Source organism: Aeromonas mytilicola subsp. aquatica (assembly GCF_044336385.1).
GTDB lineage: Bacteria > Pseudomonadota > Gammaproteobacteria > Enterobacterales > Aeromonadaceae > Aeromonas > Aeromonas rivipollensis.
Genome location: NZ_CP172298.1, coordinates 1,614,777 through 1,636,201, shown reverse-complemented (window position 1 = coordinate 1,636,201; position 21,425 = coordinate 1,614,777). Strand labels below are relative to the sequence as shown.

Sequence of the window (21,425 nt, the reverse complement as noted above, 5' to 3'; positions counted from 1 at the left end):
ATTCCCGTGAGAAAAACCATGAACAAAACCCTGGTGTGCACCGCCCTGTTCGCCGCCCTCGGCGGCCTGTCCCAGGCCCAGGCCAGCGACGCCAAGAACGTCATCCTCTTTATCGGCGACGGCATGGGCCCCAGCGTGCTCACCGCCACCCGCCTCTACAAGGTGGGGGAAGAGGGGGATCTCGAGATGATGAAGCTGCCACGCAGCGCCCGCATCAAGACCTTCTCCCACGACGCCCAGACCACGGACTCGGCCCCCTCAATGGCGGCCTACACCACAGGGGTCAAGATGAACAACGAGGTGATCGCCATGAGCAGCGACACCCAGGCCGTGGCGCCGTCCAAGGACATCAACGGCAACAAGGGCATCAACAACTGCAGCGGCGACAACGGCACCCCGGTGCCGACCATACTCGAGCTGGCCAAGGCGGCGGGCAAGTCGGTGGGGACCGTCACCACCACGGAGCTGACCCACGCCACCCCGGCGGCCACCTACTCCCACATCTGCCACCGTGACGCGGCCTACGCCATCGCCGAGCAGGCGGTCCCGGGGGGTGCCGGCTTCAACGCCGCGCTCGGAGACGGGGTGGACGTGCTGATGGGGGGCGGTGCCAACCACTGGACCCCCTACAGCGCCAGCAACAAGGGGGGCCGGGCCGATGGCCGGGATCTCACCGCCGAGCTCAGTGCCCAGGGCTATCAGTACGTCACCACCCAGAGCGATCTCGCCAAGATAGAGAGCGGCAAGGTGCTGGGTCTGTTCAGTGCCAAGTCCCACCTCGACTACGAGCTGGACCGCGTCGCCAAGGGGGCGGCCAATACCCAACCGTCCCTCTCCGAGATGACCGCCAAGGCGATCGATCTCTTGAGCCAGAACAGCCAGGGTTACTTCCTGATGGTGGAAGGGGGCCGCATCGACCACGCCCTGCACGCCACTAACGCCAAACGATCCCTCACCGATGCGGTGGCGCTGGACGAGGCGGTCAAGACGGCGCTCGGCAAGGTGGACTTGACCGATACCCTGATAGTGGTCACCGCCGATCACGACCACACCATGACCATCAACGGCTACTCCGCCAAGGGCAACCCTGTGCTGGATCTGGTCAAGAATGGCGACGGCTCCACCCAGAACGACGTGGATGGCAAGCCCTTCACCACGCTGGTGTTCGGCAACGGCCCGAACCGCGCGGACCTGCGCCCCACCCTCACCAGCAACCAGGTGATGGGGGATGACTACCTGCAGGAGACAGGGGTCAAGCTGGGCTCAGAGACCCACGGCGGCGGCGATGTGATGCTGTTTGCCGATGGCGCGGGCAGCGGCCGCTTCAAGGGCACCCTGGACAACACCCTGGTGTTCGGCAAGCTCAGGGAGGCGCTCGGCCTGTAAGAAAGAGGGCCCGGTGTCACGCCGAGCCCCCTTCTTTCGAGCGATCACCCATGATGCGATTGTTACTTCCGTTATGGCTCCTTGGCAGCACCCTCAGCTTCCCCCTGCTGGCCGATGAGGCCCCCGATCTGGCCGCCCGCATCCGCTATCAGGACAGGATCACCAGCAGCGACGGCATAGCCCGGGAGAACCACTGGCAGGAGAAATGGATCCGGGTCGGCAACCAGGTGTGGAGCCAGCGGCTCATCCCCCTGCCGCTCGCCCGCGCCTATCACGCCAGCCACGATGCAACTCCGGGCCACAAGCACTTCACCCACCAGATGGCGGCCCGCTGGGTCAGCCGCAGTGATGAGGGGGAGCTGCAACTGCGCTACGCCGACGCCTGGCACAACCAGCTGGTGGAGGTGCCGCCGGAGGAGTATGGCCAAGTAGCCTTCACCGCGGACTGGGCACGCCTTCGCCACCTGGTAGACCCGGCCCTGCTGCAGGGCATGACCGCCCTCGACGAGGCGGCCCCCGAGCAGGCGCTCTGGTACGAAAAACGCGAGGGCAAGCAGCGCACCCGCATCCTCTGGTCGAGCCAATGGCAGTTGCCCCTGGTGGTGGAGTCCGCGAGCCTGGACGGCTATCGCAGCTACCGGATGGAGGTGACCCTCAAGCCCTTGCCAAGGCAGTTGCCCTGGCAGCAGCTCGATAGCTACCAGACCCTGGATCTGCGGGACTTCTTCGACTGACGGCCCGCTCCCCCCAATGGGTTGACTGACTTGGGGTTACGGGATGTTACACTCTGTGTACTCATCCCTGACCCGGTCTTCTATGCGTCTTCCCCTATTGCTTCTATTCTGCTGCGCCCTCCTCTTCCCGGGTCCAGGCGCCCACGCCGTGGTGGTCCTGGCCGCAGACGTTCCCCCTTATGTGATTCGCTCCCAACAGGGGGCCCCAAGCGGCATGGCAATCGAGGTGCTGGAGGAGGCTGCCCGCCGCCTTCGGGAGCCGCTTGAGATAGAGCTGATGCCGCTGGCCCGCGCCCTCAGCCAGACCCGCCACCGGGCGGACGTCCTGCTGCTGCCACCGGCCAGGAGTCCCCAGCGCGAGCCCCTGTTCCTCTGGATTGCCCCCCTGCTGGAGGAGGCCTTCGTGCTGGTCAGCCACCGCCAGCACCACCCGGCTCCCCTCTCGGTCAAGGCGCTGTCCGGCCTGACCCTGGGGGCGATGCGCGGCTCTCATGGTCAGAGCCTGATCCAGCCCCTCAAGGGAGTGACCCGGGAGCTGGTCACCGAGGAGGTCAACAATGCCAGCAAGCTGGCGCTGGGCCGCATCCAGGGCTGGGCCGTGGCCTGGAACACCGCCCGCTACAACCAGCAACGGGCCGGCTTGCCCCTGGCGGATCTGGTGCGCGGCGACACCTTGCAAGAGAGCGCCCTCTACCTGGCCGCCAGCCCGCAGTTTCCTGCGGCCGAGGCGCTGCGCTGGCGCAAGGCGATTGAGGAGATGCGCGAGGATGGCAGCCTGGCGCGCATCCTGCGGCAGTACGATTACCAGGCGCCCTGACCCCCGGCCGGGCATTTGCCAAAGCCATTCAGAATGGTTATGGTATCCCCATGAAAGCGCTCATGATTTTTTCCAGTCTGCTCACACCCCGTTGAGCCCCCGCCCTCGCCCCTGACAGCGAGTCGCTCGGGGGCATCGCGCTTGCGATCTATTCTCACAATCCGAACCCTTTTTCGACCAGCTTGTCCGTCATCCTGGTCCTTTCAGCCATTGATAAGGAATACCCCATGCAACAGCCACATCTCGTCATCTCCAATCTGGATCTGGATCGCATCGAGCAACTGCTCGGCAACCACCCGCAACACCTGGCCCTGCAGGAGGAGCTGAACCGCGCCGAGATCCGCGACCCCGCCGACATGCCGCCTGACGTGGTGACCATGAACAGCACTGTGCGCTTCAAGATGCAAAACAGCGGCAATGACTTCTGCCTGACCCTGGTCTACCCGAAGGACGTGCAGGGGGACGAGTCGAAGATCTCCGTGCTGGCGCCGGTCGGCAGCGCCCTGCTGGGCTTGAAGGTGGGTGACAGCATCGCCTGGCCGGGCCCGGCCGGGCGCACCATACAGGTGGAGATACTGGAAGTGGTCTATCAGCCGGAGCGGGCGGGTGAGCTGCACCGCTGACAGGGCCGGGCACGCTCTGCCGCCCCGGCGAGCAGAGCGTGCCTCTCCTTACATTGCCGCCCTGAATCACGCACTCAGGTGAAGCACCCATAGCCGCGTCTCCTTCGCTGGGGCTCTCCTCCCCCTTGAGCCAGGGGGCGAGCGGGAGTATCTTGTTGGCCGCGCCAGCGCCCTGGCCGCAGATCTCAGGCTGACACCATGATAAAAATTGCCCTCATCGACGATCACCAGATAGTCCGCTCCGGCTTTGCCCAGTTGCTCAATCTCGAACCCGATCTGCGGGTCGTCGCCGAATTTGGCAGCGCCGCCGACGCCCTCGCCGGCTTGCCGGGCAGCGGTGTACAGCTGTGCGTGTGCGACATCTCAATGCCGGATCAATCCGGGCTGGACCTGCTCAGGCAACTGCCCGCCGGCCTCGCCGTGGTGATGCTGTCGGTGCACGACAGCCCGGCCCTCATCGAGCAGGCCCTGCAGGCCGGTGCCAAGGGGTTTCTCTCCAAGCGCTGCAGCCCGGAGGAGCTGATCGCCGCGGTACGCACCGCCGCCCAGGGTGGCTGCTACCTGACCCCTGACATAGCCCACAAGCTCGCCAGCAGCCACAGAGATCCCCTCACCAACAGGGAGCGGGAGGTGGCGCAGCTGCTGGCCGGCGGCATGGAGGTGAAGGCCATCGCCGAGCGCCTCGGCCTCTCCCCCAAGACGGTGCACGTGCACCGCGCCAACCTGATGGACAAGCTCAACGTCAACAACAACGTGGAGCTGGCCCACCGCATGCTGGACAGCTGGTGATCTCCCGCCTTGCCAGCTATGTCGCCATCTCGCTGGCGGCCTGCTTCATCTTCGCCGCCGGCTGGTTCTGCCTCTGGAGCATCGGCCTGCATCTGGTGGAGAGCCCGGTGCTGGCGGTGTTGCTGTTCCCCTTCGGGCTGCGGCTGGGTCTGCTTCTGCAGAGCCCCCTCCCCTACTGGCCGCCCCTGCTGCTCTGTGAAGCCCTGCTGCTCCACTGGCTCGATCGGGAGGTGGGCATGCCCCTGTGGCCCCTCATCCTGGCTGGCAGCCTGCTCACCCTGCTGCCGCTGCTCATCGCCCGCCGCCAACGGGTGCGAGACGACTGGCAGCAACTGCTGGTGCTGCTCGCCACCGTCACTGTGGCGGCGGCCCTGCAATCCCTGCTCTGGCATCTGGCAGGGGAAGATGGCCTCACCGCCCTGCTGCTCACCCTGACCGGCGGCCTGACCCTCACCTCTACCTGCATGCTGATCTGGCACTATCTGACCCGCGCCACCTGGGTGCCGCTCGGCCCTGCGCTGGTGGATCAGCCGGTGGACTGGCGCTTTCGCCATCTGGTCTGGTATCTACTGCTGTTCGTGCTGAGCCTGGGGCTGCAGCTCGGCCTGCCGGACTCTTTGGTGCGCTTCACCCCCTTTTGCCTCGCCATTCCCATCATGGCCATGGCCTGGCGCTACGGCTGGCAGGGGGCCCTGCTCGCCACCCTGATGAATACGGTGGCTCTGATGGCGGGCCAGGCCTGGCACGAACATCCCCTGGATCTGCTGCTCTCCCTGCTGGCCCAGAGCCTGACCGGCCTGCTGCTGGGCGCCGGCATACAGCGCCAGCGCGAGCTCAACCAGGCGCTGACCCGCCAGCTCGCCCACAACCGCCAGCTCACCGAGCGGCTGCTGGAGACAGAGGAGAGCATCCGCAAGGAGGTGGCCCGGGAGCTGCACGACGACATAGGCCAGACCATCACCGCCATCCGCACCCAGGCGGGCATAGTGCGCCGCCTCGCGCCGGACAACACCCATGTCGGCCAGAGCAGCGCCCTTATCGAGACCCTGTCGCTCGGGATCTACGATGCGGTGCGCGGCCTGCTCGGTCGCCTGCGCCCGCGCCAGCTCGACGACATGAGCCTGGAGCAGGCGGTGCGCGGCCTGCTGCGGGAGCTGGAGCTGGAGCGGCGCGGCATCGTCACCCGGCTGGAGTGGGGGCTGGCGGATGAGGCGCTCTCGGACGCCCAGCGAGTCACCCTGTTTCGGGTCTGTCAGGAGGGGCTCAACAACGTGGTCAAGCACGCCAATGCCAGCGCTGTCACCATACTGGCCCGCCAGCAGGCCGATCGGGTGCTGCTGCAACTGGACGACGACGGCTGCGGCCTGCCCGAGCAGACGCCCCAGGGCTATGGCCTGCTCGGCATTCGCGAGCGGGTGCAGGCGCTGGGGGGGACGCTGCGGCTCTCCTGCGTCCAGGGGACCCAGCTGACTGTCAACCTCCCCAGCCGCAAACGGGAGGAGTCCCATGACTGATCCAGGATCCAGAAGGCAGGGCGCCCCATGCTGAGCTTTATGAAGAGCCGCCCGGCGGCCCCTCTGGTGCGGGATCAGGCCGAGATCGATGCCAGCTATCGCCATTGGCGCCTCCACATACTGCTGACCATGTACCTGGGCTATGCGGTCTTCTATTTCACCCGCAAAAGCTTCAACTTCGCCATGCCGGACATGCTGGCGAGCGGCATCCTGGACAAGGCCGACATCGGCATGATGTGGACCCTGTTCTACCTCACCTATGGCTGCTCCAAGTTCGTCTCCGGCATCATAAGCGATCGGGCCAATCCCCGTTACTTCATGGGGCTGGGGCTGATGGCGACCGGGGTCATCAACATACTGTTCGGCCTCTCGTCGGCCCTCTGGATGTTCGTGGCACTCTGGATTGCCAACGCCTTCTTCCAGGGCTGGGGCTGGCCCCCCTGCTCCAAGCTGCTTACCAGCTGGTACTCGAGGACCGAGCGCGGCTTCTGGTGGTCGGCCTGGAACACGGCACACAACGTGGGCGGGGCCCTGATCCCGCTTATCGTCAGCACCATAGCCCTGCAGCACGGCTGGCGCTACGGCATGATAGTGCCCGGCCTCATCGCCATACTGGCCGGGCTGCTGCTGTGCTGGCGACTGCGGGACACCCCGAGCACCCTGGGGCTGCCCACGGTCGGACAGTGGCGCCAGGACGCCCTGGAGATGGCCCAGCAGACCCAGGATGTCGGCCTGGATCCGCGCCAGATCCTGCGCAAATACGTGCTCGGCAATCCCTACATCTGGCTGCTCGCCTGCTGCTACGTGCTGGTCTACGTGGTGCGCACCGCCATCAATGACTGGGGCAACCTCTACATGACAGAGCAGCGCGGCTTCAACCTGATGAGCGCCAACTCGGCCATCTCGATGTTTGAGGTGGGGGGCTTTATCGGCGCCCTGGTGGCGGGCTGGGGCTCGGACAAGCTGTTCAACGGCAACCGGGGGCCCATGAACCTCATCTTCGCCATGGGGATACTGCTCTCTGTGGGGTCACTCTGGCTGATGCCCTTCTTCAGCTACGTGATGCAGGCGGCCTGCTTCTTCACCATCGGCTTCTTCGTGTTCGGTCCCCAGATGCTGATCGGCATGGCGGCGGCGGAGTGCTCCCACAAGGATTGCGCCGGGGCCGCCACCGGCTTCGTCGGGCTCTTTGCCTACATGGGGGCGGCGCTGTCGGGGTATCCGCTGGCCAAGGTGATGGAGATCTGGCACTGGAACGGCTTCTTCGTGGTCATCTCGGTGGCGGCCGGGGTCTCGGCCCTGTTGCTACTGCCCTTCCTCAAGGCCCAGGCACCGCGGACCCTCGCAACCGAACCGGGCTGAGCATCACGGCTCAGGCCGGCAGGCAGACCCGGTTCTTGCCGCTGCGCTTGGCATGATAGAGGGCGCGATCCGCCTGCCCGAACAGGGTGTCGAGATGCCAGCCCCGGGCATAGGGCACCAACCCCAGGCTGGCGGTGACCTGGATGCCGTCCAGGGGCAGCGTCGCTATGCCCTGACGGATCTGCTCGCAACGGGCCTGCTGGGCCAGGGCATCCCCCTCGGGCAGCAGCAGCACAAACTCCTCGCCGCCGAAGCGGCTGGCCACCAGATCCCCCTGACCGGCCAGATAGGCGCCTACCGCCGCCAGCACCCTGTCCCCCGCCTCGTGACCGTGGCGATCGTTGATCTGCTTGAAGTCATCGAGATCCAGCACCACCAGCGCCCCCTGTTTGGGCGCAGTCACACAGCGCTCCATAAAGCCACGCCGGTTGAGCAGGCCCGTCAAAGGATCCTGGCTCGCCTGCCGGCGCAGGGCCAGGGCCCGGTACTGGGTACAGAGCAGCAGCACCCCGAAGGTGGAGAGGTAGTTGCCCATCAACATGGAGAGGAAGGGCAACACATTGACCACGTGCGGATCCATCAGCACCCGCACCTCGCCACTGAGCAGGGCCCCCATGCGCACCAGGTTGAAGCCATAGAGCAGGATATTGACCACGGTAAACACCAGCACGGCCGGCAGGTAGGCCGGATAGCCATGGCGCCAGATGAGCAGCACCACCACGGCCCCCAGCACCATGTAGCTCAGGCAGGCCAGCAGCACCCGGGGGGCCATCTCGTCGTTGAACAGCACGCTCCAGCAGAGGATCAGCAAGTAGACCAGCATGAAGATCGCAAAGGCCCGCCAGTTCGGCGGCTCGCCGAAGAAACGCTGCAGCGCCAGCGGCATCAGCGCTATGCAGAGGGTGATGAGCAGGTTGGCCAGCCAGATCCCCGCGATGTGGGGGGCGAACGCCTGCATAAAGAACAGCGACTGGGCCGCCAGGGCACAGAGGCTGGACCACCACCAGAGCCCGAGGCCGGGGATCTCCCTGTGGGTCGACCAGATGATGGAGAGGGTGATGAATCCCAGGCTGTAGCCCCCGAGGGCCATGAGCATCAGCGTGAATACATCCAGATTGAGCAGAATTGAGGTGTCCATTCCCGAGCCTTCCATTGGGGATGGCTGAGTATATGGGAAGCCCATGACAAGACACAGAGGGAGCCTTCTGGCGCGATGAAATATTTTCCGGCTCCCCAGCTGACCCGATGCCTGGCACTCAAGGTTCGTTCGGACCCAGATTTCCCACCGACCACACAGCAAAATGCCTGCCAACTATTTTTGCACTTGAACCCGCGCCATTAGATAGATATGTTGTTTTCATGTGGTTTTATGAGCCGTGCCGCGAGGAAAAAGCGCCACTAACCTATTGAGTCGTCTGACACAATCGGATTTTGGTACATTTTTCACTCAATGAATGGGGAGTAGAATCTCATATGGGGCTTTTGCCTCAATCAAGACAATAATCCTGTCTTGCCTGCTGCCGGATGCAGCAGTCTCTTGTGCCATGGAGTCGCACGGAGCAGGTTCAAGGCCGAACACACTTTCGACAGAGACGTCACTTATGATCAAAAAACTCATTCTCTCTACCCTGCTGCTGTGCGGGCTCGCCAATGCGGCCCCCAGCTCCACCCTGGACGCCGTGCTGGAGCGCGGTGTGCTGCGGGTCGGCTTCGACGCCGGCTATCAACCCTTCGAGATGACCAACAAGCAGGGCCAGTACATCGGCTTCGACGTGGATCTGGCCAAGATGGTCGCCAAGGAGATGGGCGTGAAGGTGGAGTTCGTCAACACCGCCTGGGACGGCATCATCCCGGCCCTGCTGACCGACAAGTTCGACGTCATCATGGGCGGCATGACGGTCACCCCCCAGCGCAACCTGCGCGTCAACTTCGCCGACCCCTACATAGTCGTGGGCCAGACCATAGTCCTTCGCAAGGACAAGGCGGGGGAGATCAAGTCCTTCAGCGATCTGAACGATCCCAAGTACAAGATCGCGGTCAAGCTCGGCACCACAGGCGAGCAGGCGGTCAAGCGCCTGATCCCCAAGGCCACCCTGCTGCAGTTTGAAACCCAGGACGACGCCAAGCTGGAAGTGATCAACGGCAAGGTGGATGCCTTCGTCTACGACCTGCCCTATAACGCCATCTTCGCCTCCCAGAACACCGGCGCCGTGGTGCACCTGGACAAACCCTTCACCTTCGAGCCGCTGGCCTGGGCCATCCGCAAGGGGGATCAGGACACCCTCAACTGGTTCAACAACTACCTGCGCCAGATCAAGGGCGACGGTAGCTACGACCGTCTCTACAAGAAGTGGTTTGAATCCAACGCCTGGCTCAACCAGCTCAAATAACCTCTCAAGGGGCGGTTCGCCGCCCCTTCACGCAGACCCCACACAATAACGACAAGAGAGGTTGTGACAGTGATCAACCCCAAAATCACAAGACAGATGGAAAAACAGCCCAACCTGCTGCTCTGGCACGGGGTTTTCCTGCTGATGCTGCTGGCCGCCATCTTTGGCATCTACAAGGCCGTGCAGGCGGTGGATTACACCTGGCGCTGGGAACGCATTCCCCAGTACATCGCCTACCAGGCCGAACAGAAACAGTACGCAGAATTTGACGGCACAGTGGTGGCCGGCACCACTGCCGCAGAGAAGGGACAACTCTTCCTGCAAGACGATCTCGACCCCAACCGTCGCCAGGCCATCGCCAGCACAGGCGCCCAGGTTGCCGAAGGGGATACCGTCTTCCAGGGCGACACCCTGGACACCCAACTGAGCTGGACCGCAGGCCCCATCGCCTGGGGCGTCTGGGTCACGGTCAAGCTTTCCCTGGTCGCGGGCATCTTCGCCATCCTACTGGGTACCCTGGCCGGCCTCGCCCGCCTCTCCCCCAATCCCGCCCTGCGCAACCTGGCGGTCACCTATGTGGAGCTCATTCGCGGCACTCCGCTGCTGGTGCAGATCTTCATCGTCTATTTCTTTATCGGCACTGTGCTCAACCTCGACAGATTCACCGCCGGGGTAGCGGCGCTGGCCGTCTTCACCGGCGCCTATGTGGCCGAAATCGTGCGCGCCGGCATCAGCTCCATCCACAAGGGGCAGATGGAGGCGGGCCGCAGCCTGGGGCTCACCTCGGCCCAGACCATGCGCTACGTCATCCTGCCCCAGGCGTTCAAGCGGGTCTTGCCCCCCCTGGCGGGTCAGTTCATCAACCTTATCAAGGACTCCTCCCTGGTCTCGGTCATCTCCATCACGGATCTCACCAAGGCGGGGCGGGAGGTGGTCAGCTCCACCTTCAGCCCGTTCGAGGTGTGGTTCACCGTGGCCCTGCTCTACCTGGTGCTCACCGGCACTCTCTCCTTCCTGGTGCGTCGTCTGGAGGTGAAATATGCCAAGAGCAACTGACCCCGTCATCAAGGCACAACAGGTGTCGAAAAATGGTGCCATCACCGGCACACCCTGCCCCTTCCTGGTAGGTCGTCTGGAGGTGAAATATGCGCGCAGCAACTGATCCCATTATCAAGGCTCAACAGGAGTCGAGAAGTGCAGCCATCACCGGCACGCCCCGCGCCTTCCCGGTGCGACATCTGGAGGTGAAATATGCGCGCAGCAACTGATCCCATTATCAAAGCTAGCGGCGTGGAAAAATTCTACGGCACCGAGGTGCACGCCCTCAAGAACGTCAGCACCCAGGTGGCCGAAGGGGAAGTGGTGGTGATAGTGGGGCCGAGCGGCTCTGGCAAATCCACCTTCCTGCGCACCCTCAACCAGCTCGAGACCATCAACGACGGCCATATCGAGGTGGATGGCATCAGCCTGACCGAGCCGGGCGACGTCAACAAGCTGAGGGAAGAGGTGGGCATGGTGTTCCAGTCCTTCAACCTCTTCCCCCACTTGAACGTGCTGGACAACATCAGCCTCGCCCCCCAGAAGGTGCGGGGGTTGTCCCGCAAGGATGCCGAGGAGCGGGCCAAGGCCCTGCTGCTGAAAGTGGGGCTGTCGAACAAGGCCCAGAGCTACCCGTCCCAGCTCTCCGGCGGCCAGCAGCAGCGGGTGGCCATAGCCCGGGCGCTCGCCATGCAGCCACGCATCATGCTGTTTGACGAGCCCACCAGCGCGCTCGACCCCGAGATGGTGGGTGAGGTGCTGGACGTCATGAAGGGCCTGGCCCGGGAAGGCATGACCATGGTGGTGGTGACTCACGAGATGGGCTTTGCCCGGGAAGTGGCAGACAGGGTGCTCTTCATGGAGAGCGGCGAGCTGCTGGTGGATGAGAAGCCCACCGACTTCTTCGACAACCCTCCCTCACCGCGCCTGCGCCAGTTCCTGAGTCAGGTGTTGTGACCGCAAGCTTCGACAACCCAGAGCGCCTGCGCCAGTGACTGCGTCAGGTGTTGCAAGGGAAAGAGATACAACAGAGGGAGCCCTGGGCTCCCTCTGTTGTTGAGGCCGATCGGAAGCCCCCCCCTCAAAATCGATAACCGGCCATCAGCCCGGCGTAGTGTTGTTCGGGCAGCACTAGGGGGGCCAGGATCCAGCGATCGGTGGCAAAGGCGCCAAGCGCCGCTCCCAGCGCATTGACGCCCGCGTCCAGGGCAGAGAAGTCGCCGTTTCTCGACGCCAGCTCCCCCACCACCCCGATCCCGGTGGAGATCCCGAACCCAATCCAGCCCCTGTGCTCCCGATAGCCGAAATGATCGACAACGGCCGTGAAGCCCGCCCCCATGGCCGCGCCCCCGGCGAAATGGCTCAGCTCGCTGTTGAAGCTGTCATTGGCCTGCGCACTCGCGCTCAGCAGGCCGAACATGACACACAGATGAACCGCTCTCATTCTCCCCTCCACTGACGACACCCTGCCGCCCCTGGCAACCTCGTTCTCCCAGTGTATGCGAGGCCCCGCCGGACGACGGGTGCCGCCCAGAGCTGGCTCATCCAGGGCTTATCGCCAACGGCCAGACTTTGTCAGCAAAAACAAGCCATTGGATCTCGGTCCCGGTAGCGGCAGGCACACCTGGGTCATCAAATGTTAATGAATTTTTAAATCCATTCGGTATGCTGGAACCCAACTGGTCCAACCGGATGCCTCACATGGATGTGCAACTGCTGCTGCTCTACCTCTCCCCTCTCTTTCTGGCCTTCGTCGGCTGGGAGATGCTCTATCTGCGCAAACACGGGGCAGCCTTTCCCACCGCCACCTACCAATGGCGGGACCTATTCGCCAACGCCGCCCTGGCCCTGATGCACCAGGGGGGCGATGCCCTGGCGGCCATCGCCATCGCCTACCTCTATGAGGGTCTGTGGGGCTGGCGACTGTTCGACATAGAGCTGAACCTCTGGAGCCTCTTGCTGCTCTTCTTGTTGCAGGATCTCTGCTACTGGCTGTTCCACTTTGCCAGCCACCATGTGCGCTGGCTCTGGGCCTCCCACGTGGTGCACCACAGCTCGGAGCGGCTCAACCTCTCCACCGCCTTTCGCCAGAGCCTGATGTACCCTGTCTCCGGCATGTGGCTGTTTTGGATCCCCATGATCCTCATCGGCTTCCCCCCCGAGGCCGTGGTCGCCACAGTGCTGCTGAGCCTGGGCTTTCAGTTCTTCGTTCACACCCAGGTGGTGGGCAAGCTGGGCTGGCTGGAGCGGGTCTTCAACACCCCCTCCCACCACAGGGTGCACCACGCCAGCAACCCCAAGTACATAGACCGCAACTTCGCCGGGGTGCTGATCATCTGGGATCGGCTGTTTGGCACCTTCGTGGAGGAAGACTTGGGCGAGCCCTGTCGCTTCGGTATCACCAAGCCCGTCCACAGCTTCAATCCCCTCACCCTCACCTTCCACGAGTGGCGCGACATGCTGCATGACGCCCGTGGCCTGCCGTGGCGACAAAAACTCGCCGTGCTGTTTGGCAAACCGGCGGGCCCGGGGGACGCCTGAGTTGCGCGCCACCCGCCACCAAAAAAGAGAGCGCCACCAGGGCGCTCTTTTCATCGGGTCACCACCTCACTCAGACATGGGCAAAGGACCAGATGGCCGGCACCAGGCTCACCAGGGTGATCCCGGCCAGCAGCCGCTCGCGCAGGCTGAGCCGCTGATCCGCCCCGAGCTGGCGGCGGCTGTAGAGAAACAGCAGCAGACCCGGCCCGTAGAGCAGCAAGGAGAGCAGCAGATACTCCACCCCGGCGGCATAGAGCAGCCAGAGACCGTAACAGCTCGACACCAGGGCCACCACCCGCACCAGGCCACTGCCCTGCCCGCTTAAGGAGAGCTTGAGCAGGAAGAGGCCGATCAGCAGGTAGGGCACCAGTATCATGGAGGTGGAGATGAGCAGCAGGTTGGTGTACCCCTTGCCAAGCAGCCACACCAGCAGCAGGCAGCCCTGCACCGTCAGGCTGGTGAGCCAGAGCGAGGCTATGGGGGTGCCGTTGCGGTTCTGGCGCCGGAAGATGGCCGGGAAGGCGCCGTGGCGCGCCGCGCTGAAGGGCACCTCGGCCGAGAACAGGGTCCAGCTCACGTAGGAGGCGAGCACCGAGACGATGAGACCGACGCTTATCAGCACCTTGCCCCAGGAGCCCGTCATCTGGGCCATCAGCCCCGCCATGGAGGGGTTGGGCAGGGCCGCGAGCTCGGGGCGACTCAATATCCCGAGCGCCAGCACAGAGATGAGCACATAGAGCAGCAGTGCCAGCACCACCCCGAGCACTGTGGCCGTGCCCACGTCCCGCTTGTTTCTCGCCCGGGCCGAGAGCACGGCCGCCCCCTCGATGCCGGTGAAGACCCAGAGGGTGATCAGCATGGTGTTGCGCACCTGCTCGGAAACCGGCACCGCCAGTGTGCTGCCCTGCTGATCCGCCGCGAAGGTGACAGGATCGAACCAGTAGCAGGCGAACAGGATGAACAGCAGCAGCGGCAGGCTCTTGGCCAGGGTCGCCACCAGGTTGAACAGGGCCGCCTGCTGCACGCCGCGGGCCACCAGCAGGTGCACGGCCCAGAGGATGCAGGACTCGCCGATAAAGGCCGCCAGCGTATTACCGTCACCAAACCAGATCTGTTCGGGGGTATCGACGAAGCTGCCCAGCGCCGCGAAGGCGATCACCAGATAGCCCACCACGCCTATGGTGGCGCAGAGCCAATAGCCCCAGGCGGAGAAGAAGCCCACCAGATCCCCAAAACCGGCGCGGGCGTAGCTGTAGATGCCGCCGTCGAGATCGGGCCTTAGCCGCGACAGGTAGAGGAAGCTCGCGGCGAGCGCCAGTATGCCCACCCCGGTCACGCCCCAGCCGATCAGCACGGCGCGGGCCCCGGCCACCTCGGCCATGTTCTGGGGCAGGCTGAAGATCCCCGCCCCCACCATGGAGCTGAACACCAGGGCGGTGAGGGACCAGAGGCCTATTTTGCTCTCTTTCATGGACTCTCCTTAGCGCAGCCGGCTGCTCAGGGCCTGAATGTGTTCCGGGCCTATGCCGCAGCAGCCGCCGATAAGATTCGCTCCGACCGCGCGCCAGCGCTCGGCCCAGCCGAGGTAATCCTGCGGCCCCAGATCGGCGCGGATCTCGTCCAGCCCGTCGTTGGCGGTGGCCTCCTTGGGTTGGGGCGGGAAGGCGTTGGCATAGGCGCCGAGGCGAATGTCGGTGCGGCCCAGGGCCTGCAAGCCGGCGCTCGCCACCTTGAGCGCCCCTTCAATCACTTCGGGCTGGCAGCAGTTGAACAGGATGGCGCTCACTCCGGCCGACGCCAACGCGGTCACCGCATCGGCCACCCGCTCACCGGAGCGCAGAGTCGGCTCGCTGCCCGGCGCCTCGTCCTCCAGGGTGAAGGAGACCCAGAACGGCTTGCCATCACTTGGCAGCAGAGCCTTGAGGGCCAGCGGCTCGGCGATCAGGCTCATGGTCTCGGCCAGCCAGATATCCACATGAGGTGAGAGGCCCCGGATAAGCGGGGTCGCCAGCTCGCTCACCCTGTCCGCCTCGAACAGGTCGGCGCGGTAGGAGCCAAACAGCGGTGGCAATGAGCCGGCCACCTGCACGGCACCAGCCTGCCCGTCGGCCACGTCGCGGGCCAGCTGCCCGGCCAGGGCTGCAAGCCGCTCGCCATCCGCGGCGAAGCGCTCGTCACCGATATGAAACGGCACCAGGGCATAGCTGTTGGTGGTGATGATTCTGGCCCCGCTCGCCACATAGGCCTGGTGCACCTCGCTCACCGTCTCTGGTGCCTCCATCAGGGCCAGGGCCGACCACTCCGGCTGGCGAAACGGCGCGCCCCGTCGTGCCAGCTCACGCCCCATGCCACCATCCAGTACCCACAAATCCTGTGTATCCATCTCTGTCTCTCTGCGTGTCCCCGTCATGACGGGTGTTTATTGTGTGAAAAAACATTAAGCCATCAAAACATCTAGACGGCTATAAGTCTTGTGCATCATGGCGCAAAGCAGAGGGAGAGGCAATCGGGAACTAGGAACAAATCTGAGCAAGCTCAGGATGATAGCGGCAAAGGGAGGCCCCGCGTCCTTGCCACCCAAGGCCCGGGTACACAGGCATGAACGACAAGAGGCCACCCCGTGGGTGGCCTCTTGTGAAGCATGGATAGGCTGGCGACTCAGCGCCCTGCCAGTACCCGCTTGGTCTGCTTGACCCAGTCGGAGACTCGCCCCTGCTGGGGGAATCCTTGCCAGATCTGCTCCCACTGGGCCGGACTCAGGGGGCGGCCCAACCTGCGCTGCACACCGGCATAGAGGTAGTCGTGAGCCGTGGTGCGGGCCTGGGCCGAGGTGAGGAACTTGGCCACAGGATCGGTCAGGCGCACATCCCGCATGCCGAGCAAGGGGTAATCGCTGTGCACCGCCGCCAGCATGGTCTCACGCATGGCCGACTCTATGTAGCCACGGGCGAACAGGGCGGTCACCGACTCCAGCGACCCCTGATCCGGACCATGGTACTCCTCATCGAACACAGGGCTCGGCTCTGCCACTGCGCTTTGCACCACGGCATCGGGGTCCGGCTGCGGCGCCACCACAGCGGCCTTGGGGGCCACGGGCTTGGGAGCGGCGGCGGGTTTGCGGGGAGCGCTCTGGCTGCAGGCCCCCAGCGCCAGGGCGAGCGCCACACAGCTCAACGCACGGGAATAAGACGGCATCTTCATGACTCCTTGGTAACTCCTTTCACGATTCCAGGGCGGGTTTCTCGGCCAGCACAGGCTCCACCCGGGTGACCAGCAACTGATCGATCTTGTAGCTGTCGATGTCGACCACTTCGAACTTGTAGCCCGCGTATTTCACCGAGTCCGTCCGCTTGGGGATCTTGCGCAGCATGAACATGATGAAACCGGCGATGGTCTCGTAGTTCTGGTTCCCCGGGAACTCCTCTATGTCGAAGGCCCGCATCACGTCGGAGATGGGGGTGACCCCGTCCACCAGCCAGGAGTTCTCGTCCCGCTGCACTATCTGCTCTTCCATCGCATGGGTGGCCCACTCGCCCATGACGGTGCTCATCAGGTCATTCATGGTGACTATGCCCACCACCAGGGCGTACTCGTTCATCACCACGGCAAAGTCGCCCCTGTGGTTCTTGAAGTACTCCATCGCCTCGTAGAGATTCAAGGTGTCGGGAATGATGATGACGTTCTGCACCAGGGAGCCGCTGTTGAGATCTATGCTCTGGCCGCTGATGACGCGGATCAGCAGCTCCTTGGCGTCGACGAAGCCCTTGATGCTGTCGAGGTTGTGGTCACAGACCAGGAACTTGTTGTGGGGGTGCTCGGCAATCTTCGCCTTGATGCTCTCTTCGCCCTCCTGCAGGGTGAAGTAGATGAGGCTCTCGCGGGCCGTCATGGCGGAGGTGACGCCGAGGGACTGCAGCTCGAACACGTTCTCGATGAGCTGGTGCTCCTCGCGCTGGATGACGCCGGCCTCGGCGCCCGCATCCATCACCGCATAGATGTCGTCCGAGGTGATCTCGTCGTTGCGCACCATGGAGACCCGCAGCAGGCGGAACAGGGCGTTGGCCAGGCCGTTGAAGAACCACACCAGCGGCATCAGCAGGGTCACGCACAACAGCATGGGGCGTACCACCACCACCGCAACCCGTTCCGGCATCGTCATGGCCAGGCGCTTGGGCATCAAGTCCGCTATCAGGATGAACATGCCGGTGACGAACACGAAGGAGGCGATCGAGCTTATCTGGGAGAGCCAGGGGCCCTGATAGAAGCCGGAGATCAACGACTTGATGGCGGGGTTCAGGGCGGATTCGCCCAGGATGCCGCCCAGGATGGCGACGGTATTAAGGCCTATCTGCACCACGGTAAAGAAGTTACCTGGCTGGGCCTGCAGTGCCAGCACTTTTTCGGCATGGCGATTGCCCTCGTCGGCCATCACCTGCAACTTGATCTTGCGGGAGGCGGCGAGAGAGATCTCGGAAAGCGAGAAGAACACGCTGCCGGCGACCAGCAGCATCAAAAAGAACAAACTATCGGCAAAACTCATGATTAACCTATTGCTACAGCCGCCTTAGCACAAGACGGCAAACTGGGCCCGGGAAACCGGACCGTGACTCCATCCGGGACTCACACAGGGGCCATATTCTAGCAGAAAAGCGCCCCGTGGGGCGCGTTATCTTAAGCCGCCCCCCAATGCAATAAAAAAGGCGCTCAAGGCGCCTTTTTATTCATTTCTGTCTCAATGCTTGCCCAGCAGGTCGCTCAGCTCGTCCGCCTTGGTGTGGCGCACGTCCTTGCCCTTGACGTAGTAGACGATGTATTCGCAGATGTGCTGGCAGCGGTCGCCGACCCGCTCTATGGCCCGCGCCGCCCACAGTACGTTCAGTACCTGGGGAATGGTGCGCGGATCTTCCATCATGTAGGTCATCAGCTCGCGGATGATGGACTCGTACTCCCTGTCCACCTTGTCGTCTTCCTTGTAGACGGCGATGGCCGCCTCCAGATCCATGCGGGCGAAGGCGTCGAGCACGTCGTGCAGCATCTTGATGGTACGACGGCCCATGTTCTCGAGGGACACCAGCGGCGGCTGCGGCTTGTTGGCGTTGTCGGTCAGCATGCGGGCTATCTTGTCCGCCACATCGCCGATGCGCTCCAGATCCGTGATGGTCTTGATGATGGCCATCACCAGGCGCAGGTCGGACGCGGTGGGCTGGCGCTTGGCGATGATGCGGGTGCACTCCTCGTCGATGGCCACTTCCATGGCGTTGACCTTGTGGTCGTTGGCCACTATCTTGCGCGCCGCATCCAGATCCTGGATGTGAATGGCGGAGATGGCGTCCGTCAGCTGCTGCTCCACCAGACCGCCCATCACCAGCACCTGGTTGCGCACGTTCTCGAGCTCGGCATTGAACTGACCGGAGATGTGTTTATTGAGGTTCATATTGTCCATACAAATAATCCTTGTTGCTCCGATTATGCCTTAGCCGTTGAACCGACCGGTAATCTGTTTATTGATGCTCATCTTGTTCATACCAATAACCCTTGTTGCACCAACCATGCCTTAGCCGTTGAACCGACCGCCAATCTGTTTCTTGTGGTTCATGTCAGTCATCCTCATCTCTTAGCCGTAACGACCGGTGATATAGTCCTCGGTCTTCTTCTTGGCCGGGGTGGTGAAGATGGTATTGGTGTTCGAGTACTCGATGAGCTCACCCATGTACATGAAGGCGGTCTGATCCGACACCCGCGCCGCCTGCTGCATGTTGTGGGTCACTATCACCACGGTGAACTGGCTCTTGAGCTCGTTGATCAGCTCCTCGATGGTGAGGGTGGAGATGGGGTCGAGCGCCGAGGTCGGCTCATCGAGCAGCAGCACTTCCGGCTCGATGGCGATGGCACGGGCGATCACCAGACGCTGCTGCTGACCACCTGAGAGGCCGAAGGCGTTGTCGTGCAGCCGATCCTTCACCTCTTCCCACAGGGCTGCGCCGCGCAGTGAGCGCTCGGCGGCTTCGTCCAGGGTGCGTCTGTCGTTGATGCCCTGCAGACGCAGGCCATAGACCACGTTCTCGTAGATGGATTTGGGGAAGGGGTTGGGGCGCTGGAACACCATGCCCACCTGACGGCGCAGGGCGGAGACATCCACGCTCTTGTCATAGATGTTGTGGCCGTGCAGCTGGATTTCCCCCTCGATGCGGCAGATCTCCACCAGATCGTTCATCCGGTTGATGCAGCGCAGCAGGGTCGACTTGCCACAGCCGGACGGGCCGATAAAGGCCGTCACCTGCCCTTTCGGGATCTTCATGTTGACGTTGAACAGCGCCTGCTTGTTGCCGTAATACAGGTTGAGATCCTTGACCTCAAGGGCGGTCTGCTCCGGGCTCAGGTTGAGCAGGTCCAGGGCGGTATGCTGGGTCGAAGTCGGTGTTACGTTGATCATCTGTTACCTCAAATCTCTCTGGGGTGGCCGGATACACTCCGGCGACCATCATGCTGTTGATGGCGGCCGCTGGGCCGCGCATCTCTTGTCTCAGTCAGGTGGCCGGATTAATGCTCCAGCGACCGGAATTTCTCGCGCAGGTGGTTACGAATACCGATAGCCGTCAGGTTGAGGCCGACGATCACAGTCACCAGCAGGAAGGAGGTGGCATAGACCAGGGGCCGCGCCGCCTCGACGTTCGGGCTCTGGAAGCCGACGTCATAGATGTGGAAGCCCAGGTGCATGAACTTGCGCTCCACGTGCAGGTACGGGAAGTTGCCATCCATCGGCAACGTGGGAGCAAGCTTCACCACCCCCACCAGCATCAGCGGTGCCACTTCACCGGCGGCCCGGGCTATCGCCAGGATGAGGCCAGTCATGATGGCCGGGCTCGCCATGGGCAGCACTATGCGCCACAGGGTCTCGGCCTGGGTGGCCCCCAGGGCCAGGGAGCCCTGGCGTATGGTGCTCGGGATCCGCGCCAGCCCCTCTTCGGTGGAGACGATCACCACCGGCAGGGTCAGGATCGCCAGGGTCAGCGCCGACCAGATGACGCCGGGGGAGCCAAAGGTCGGGCTCGGCAGCGCTTCCGGGTAGAACAGCTGGTCTAACGAACCACCGAGCGTGTAGACGAAGAAGCCGAGGCCAAACACGCCGTAGACGATGGAGGGCACACCCGCCAGGTTGATCACCGCGATGCGGATGATCTTGGTCAGGCTGTTCTTGCCCGCGTACTCGTGCAGGTAGACAGCGGCCACCACGCCGAGGGGGGTCACTATGATGGCCATCAGCAACACCATGAAGACGGTGCCGAAGATGGCGGGGAAGACGCCGCCCTCGGTGTTGGCCTCACGGGGATCGTCGGAGACGAACTTGCCAATCTGGTGGAACCAATGACCTACCTTGGCGGGCAGGCTCATGTCGTTGGGCCAGACCACGTCCAGCACCTTGGACATGGGCATGGTCACCAGCTCGCCACGCATATCCTTGACGGTGATGGCGTCACGATCCGCCTGGGCGCGCAGGGAGAAGAGCTCCTTCTCCAGCACCAGATAACGATCGTTCAGGGCCTGGCGCTGGGCGGCGAGATCCGCCTTGAGCGCCTCGGTCAGCTCCCCTTCCAGCTCCGCCTTGCGCTCTTTCAGACGCAGTCGCTCCAGCTGGTAGTTGATGCCGCCGATGTCTCCCTTTTGCAGATCGTTGGCCTGCTCCGACAGGGCGTTGGCTCGTGCCAGCACCCGCTGCAGGGCAGGATGCAGATCCGTAGTCAGCTCTTTGCCATCCTCTTTCACCGAGGTGATGTAGCCGTAGAAGTTGCCGTTGGTGGCACGCTCCACCATGGCGAGCTCGGCCGGTTGGGTACGGGACTTGATGTCGGTCTCCAGCACCCAGCGAAAATCGAGGTCGACGAACTCACGGTTGCCGGTCTTGACCAGATAACGGGTCAGCAGCTCGCGCTCCTCCCCCTCCAGCGCCTGGCCCGCGGCGCGCAGCCGCTCCACAGGTACCATCTCGCGGTCGTTGATCTCGCCGATCAGCACGCTCTTGTTGCCGCTGGCGTCTTCAAGCTGCCACTCATAGATGGGGTGCGGCCAGAAGTAGACCAGACCACGCCAGCCGATCAGCAGCAACAGACCCAGTACGGCTACCAGACTCAGGCTGACGGCGCCGCCTGTCATCCAGATCCAGGGGGCCCCTGATTTAAACCACTTACCCATTGTTGATTCCTTGTCCATATACAGAACGCCGCTTTTTAAGA

Annotated in this window: 21 protein-coding genes; 12 read left to right on the top strand and 9 right to left on the bottom strand. The window is 63.4% G+C overall.

The genetic code is table 11. The annotated features are described in order from the left end of the window. Positions 1-18: 18 nt before the first annotated feature. The 7 genes from ACFWHB_RS07620 to ACFWHB_RS07590 all read left to right on the top strand — a co-directional run bounded on the left by ACFWHB_RS07620 (position 19) and on the right by ACFWHB_RS07590 (position 7,225). Positions 19-1,386 carry an alkaline phosphatase gene (locus tag ACFWHB_RS07620; RefSeq protein WP_395949832.1) on the top strand — a complete coding sequence of 456 codons (1,368 nt, stop codon included), beginning with the start codon at positions 19-21 and terminating at the stop codon, positions 1,384-1,386. 50 nt (positions 1,387-1,436) lie between these two features. After that, the gene (locus tag ACFWHB_RS07615) at positions 1,437-2,120 is read left to right on the top strand and encodes a hypothetical protein (protein ID WP_395949831.1); all 684 of its coding nucleotides are present in this window, start codon (positions 1,437-1,439) and stop codon (positions 2,118-2,120) included. Between the two features lie 82 nt (positions 2,121-2,202). Next, complete coding sequence (locus ACFWHB_RS07610) at positions 2,203-2,937, top strand: substrate-binding periplasmic protein (RefSeq protein ID WP_240453241.1); 735 nt, start codon at positions 2,203-2,205, stop codon at positions 2,935-2,937. A 227-nt stretch (positions 2,938-3,164) separates the two neighbouring features. Further along, a complete protein-coding gene (gene rnk, locus ACFWHB_RS07605) occupies positions 3,165-3,560 on the top strand; it encodes a nucleoside diphosphate kinase regulator (protein ID WP_025327497.1) in 396 nt (131 codons plus the stop codon). Positions 3,561-3,758: 198 nt separating this feature from the next. Continuing rightward, a complete protein-coding gene (gene uhpA / locus ACFWHB_RS07600; RefSeq protein ID WP_139437025.1) occupies positions 3,759-4,349 on the top strand; it encodes a transcriptional regulator UhpA in 591 nt (196 codons plus the stop codon). Next, a complete protein-coding gene (gene uhpB, locus ACFWHB_RS07595; RefSeq protein WP_395949830.1) occupies positions 4,346-5,863 on the top strand; it encodes a signal transduction histidine-protein kinase/phosphatase UhpB in 1,518 nt (505 codons plus the stop codon). Before uhpA ends, uhpB begins: the two co-directional genes overlap by 4 nt. 27 nt (positions 5,864-5,890) lie before the next feature. Beyond that, on the top strand, positions 5,891-7,225 hold the full coding sequence (locus ACFWHB_RS07590; RefSeq protein ID WP_395949829.1) for an MFS transporter: 1,335 nt from the start codon (positions 5,891-5,893) through the stop codon (positions 7,223-7,225). A 10-nt stretch (positions 7,226-7,235) separates the two neighbouring features. Here the strand turns inward: ACFWHB_RS07590 and ACFWHB_RS07585 are convergent, their stop codons facing one another. Continuing rightward, positions 7,236-8,363, bottom strand: coding sequence for a GGDEF domain-containing protein (locus ACFWHB_RS07585; RefSeq protein WP_395949828.1), 1,128 nt, complete (start codon positions 8,361-8,363; stop codon positions 7,236-7,238). 463 nt (positions 8,364-8,826) lie between these two features. On the opposite strand from ACFWHB_RS07585, the gene ACFWHB_RS07580 reads away from it, so the two are divergent. The 4 genes from ACFWHB_RS07580 to ACFWHB_RS07565 all read left to right on the top strand — a co-directional run bounded on the left by ACFWHB_RS07580 (position 8,827) and on the right by ACFWHB_RS07565 (position 11,610). Beyond that, positions 8,827-9,615 carry a transporter substrate-binding domain-containing protein gene (locus ACFWHB_RS07580; protein WP_162520050.1) on the top strand — a complete coding sequence of 263 codons (789 nt, stop codon included), beginning with the start codon at positions 8,827-8,829 and terminating at the stop codon, positions 9,613-9,615. 96 nt (positions 9,616-9,711) lie between these two features. Further along, complete coding sequence (locus ACFWHB_RS07575; protein ID WP_395950183.1) at positions 9,712-10,671, top strand: amino acid ABC transporter permease; 960 nt, start codon at positions 9,712-9,714, stop codon at positions 10,669-10,671. Then, complete coding sequence (locus ACFWHB_RS07570) at positions 10,655-10,777, top strand: hypothetical protein (RefSeq protein WP_276208822.1); 123 nt, start codon at positions 10,655-10,657, stop codon at positions 10,775-10,777. Before ACFWHB_RS07575 ends, ACFWHB_RS07570 begins: the two co-directional genes overlap by 17 nt. Before the next feature lie 89 nt (positions 10,778-10,866). Further along, the gene (locus tag ACFWHB_RS07565) at positions 10,867-11,610 is read left to right on the top strand and encodes an amino acid ABC transporter ATP-binding protein (RefSeq protein WP_163149812.1); all 744 of its coding nucleotides are present in this window, start codon (positions 10,867-10,869) and stop codon (positions 11,608-11,610) included. Positions 11,611-11,734: 124 nt separating this feature from the next. Here the strand turns inward: ACFWHB_RS07565 and ACFWHB_RS07560 are convergent, their stop codons facing one another. Continuing rightward, positions 11,735-12,097: a hypothetical protein gene (locus ACFWHB_RS07560; protein WP_395949827.1), complete on the bottom strand. Its 363-nt coding sequence runs from the start codon at positions 12,095-12,097 to the stop codon at positions 11,735-11,737. 257 nt (positions 12,098-12,354) lie between these two features. Here ACFWHB_RS07560 and ACFWHB_RS07555 point away from each other — a divergent pair, with 257 nt between their 5' ends. Then, a complete protein-coding gene (locus ACFWHB_RS07555; RefSeq protein WP_395949826.1) occupies positions 12,355-13,194 on the top strand; it encodes a sterol desaturase family protein in 840 nt (279 codons plus the stop codon). 70 nt (positions 13,195-13,264) lie between these two features. Here the strand turns inward: ACFWHB_RS07555 and ACFWHB_RS07550 are convergent, their stop codons facing one another. From ACFWHB_RS07550 to pstA, 7 genes are all read right to left on the bottom strand, one after another. Then, entirely contained in the window at positions 13,265-14,665 is a 1,401-nt protein-coding gene (locus ACFWHB_RS07550; RefSeq protein WP_395949825.1) for a basic amino acid/polyamine antiporter, read from the bottom strand. Positions 14,666-14,674: 9 nt separating this feature from the next. Further along, positions 14,675-15,577: a homocysteine S-methyltransferase family protein gene (locus ACFWHB_RS07545; RefSeq protein ID WP_395949823.1), complete on the bottom strand. Its 903-nt coding sequence runs from the start codon at positions 15,575-15,577 to the stop codon at positions 14,675-14,677. A gap of 275 nt (positions 15,578-15,852) precedes the next feature. Then, positions 15,853-16,395, bottom strand: coding sequence for a hypothetical protein (locus ACFWHB_RS07540; RefSeq protein ID WP_162627170.1), 543 nt, complete (start codon positions 16,393-16,395; stop codon positions 15,853-15,855). Positions 16,396-16,414: 19 nt separating this feature from the next. Continuing rightward, positions 16,415-17,734 (bottom strand): hemolysin family protein, encoded by a 1,320-nt coding sequence (locus ACFWHB_RS07535; protein ID WP_106886381.1) that lies wholly within the window; start codon positions 17,732-17,734, stop codon positions 16,415-16,417. A 192-nt stretch (positions 17,735-17,926) separates the two neighbouring features. Beyond that, on the bottom strand, positions 17,927-18,637 hold the full coding sequence (gene phoU / locus ACFWHB_RS07530; protein ID WP_025327511.1) for a phosphate signaling complex protein PhoU: 711 nt from the start codon (positions 18,635-18,637) through the stop codon (positions 17,927-17,929). 171 nt (positions 18,638-18,808) lie between these two features. Then, positions 18,809-19,627, bottom strand: a complete 819-nt coding sequence (pstB, locus tag ACFWHB_RS07525) for a phosphate ABC transporter ATP-binding protein PstB (protein ID WP_005328825.1) — start codon at positions 19,625-19,627, stop codon at positions 18,809-18,811. Between the two features lie 107 nt (positions 19,628-19,734). Then, positions 19,735-21,384: a phosphate ABC transporter permease PstA gene (gene pstA / locus ACFWHB_RS07520; RefSeq protein ID WP_395949822.1), complete on the bottom strand. Its 1,650-nt coding sequence runs from the start codon at positions 21,382-21,384 to the stop codon at positions 19,735-19,737. Between the last annotated feature and the right edge of the window lie 41 nt (positions 21,385-21,425).

Bases quoted from the DNA above. Each gene is read 5' to 3' on its own strand.
- ACFWHB_RS07620 (WP_395949832.1), top strand. From the start codon at position 19: ATGAACAAAACCCTGGTGTGCACCGCCCTGTTCGCCGCCCTCGGCGGC.
- ACFWHB_RS07615 (WP_395949831.1), top strand. From the start codon at position 1,437: ATGATGCGATTGTTACTTCCGTTATGGCTCCTTGGCAGCACCCTCAGC.
- ACFWHB_RS07610 (WP_240453241.1), top strand. From the start codon at position 2,203: ATGCGTCTTCCCCTATTGCTTCTATTCTGCTGCGCCCTCCTCTTCCCG.
- rnk (WP_025327497.1), top strand. From the start codon at position 3,165: ATGCAACAGCCACATCTCGTCATCTCCAATCTGGATCTGGATCGCATC.
- uhpA (WP_139437025.1), top strand. From the start codon at position 3,759: ATGATAAAAATTGCCCTCATCGACGATCACCAGATAGTCCGCTCCGGC.
- ACFWHB_RS07590 (WP_395949829.1), top strand. From the start codon at position 5,891: ATGCTGAGCTTTATGAAGAGCCGCCCGGCGGCCCCTCTGGTGCGGGAT.
- ACFWHB_RS07585 (WP_395949828.1), bottom strand. From the start codon at position 8,363: ATGGACACCTCAATTCTGCTCAATCTGGATGTATTCACGCTGATGCTC.
- ACFWHB_RS07580 (WP_162520050.1), top strand. From the start codon at position 8,827: ATGATCAAAAAACTCATTCTCTCTACCCTGCTGCTGTGCGGGCTCGCC.
- ACFWHB_RS07575 (WP_395950183.1), top strand. From the start codon at position 9,712: ATGGAAAAACAGCCCAACCTGCTGCTCTGGCACGGGGTTTTCCTGCTG.
- ACFWHB_RS07570 (WP_276208822.1), top strand. From the start codon at position 10,655: ATGCCAAGAGCAACTGACCCCGTCATCAAGGCACAACAGGTGTCGAAA.
- ACFWHB_RS07565 (WP_163149812.1), top strand. From the start codon at position 10,867: ATGCGCGCAGCAACTGATCCCATTATCAAAGCTAGCGGCGTGGAAAAA.
- ACFWHB_RS07560 (WP_395949827.1), bottom strand. From the start codon at position 12,097: ATGAGAGCGGTTCATCTGTGTGTCATGTTCGGCCTGCTGAGCGCGAGT.
- ACFWHB_RS07555 (WP_395949826.1), top strand. From the start codon at position 12,355: ATGGATGTGCAACTGCTGCTGCTCTACCTCTCCCCTCTCTTTCTGGCC.
- ACFWHB_RS07550 (WP_395949825.1), bottom strand. From the start codon at position 14,665: ATGAAAGAGAGCAAAATAGGCCTCTGGTCCCTCACCGCCCTGGTGTTC.
- ACFWHB_RS07545 (WP_395949823.1), bottom strand. From the start codon at position 15,577: ATGGATACACAGGATTTGTGGGTACTGGATGGTGGCATGGGGCGTGAG.
- ACFWHB_RS07540 (WP_162627170.1), bottom strand. From the start codon at position 16,395: ATGAAGATGCCGTCTTATTCCCGTGCGTTGAGCTGTGTGGCGCTCGCC.
- ACFWHB_RS07535 (WP_106886381.1), bottom strand. From the start codon at position 17,734: ATGAGTTTTGCCGATAGTTTGTTCTTTTTGATGCTGCTGGTCGCCGGC.
- phoU (WP_025327511.1), bottom strand. From the start codon at position 18,637: ATGGACAATATGAACCTCAATAAACACATCTCCGGTCAGTTCAATGCC.
- pstB (WP_005328825.1), bottom strand. From the start codon at position 19,627: ATGATCAACGTAACACCGACTTCGACCCAGCATACCGCCCTGGACCTG.
- pstA (WP_395949822.1), bottom strand. From the start codon at position 21,384: ATGGGTAAGTGGTTTAAATCAGGGGCCCCCTGGATCTGGATGACAGGC.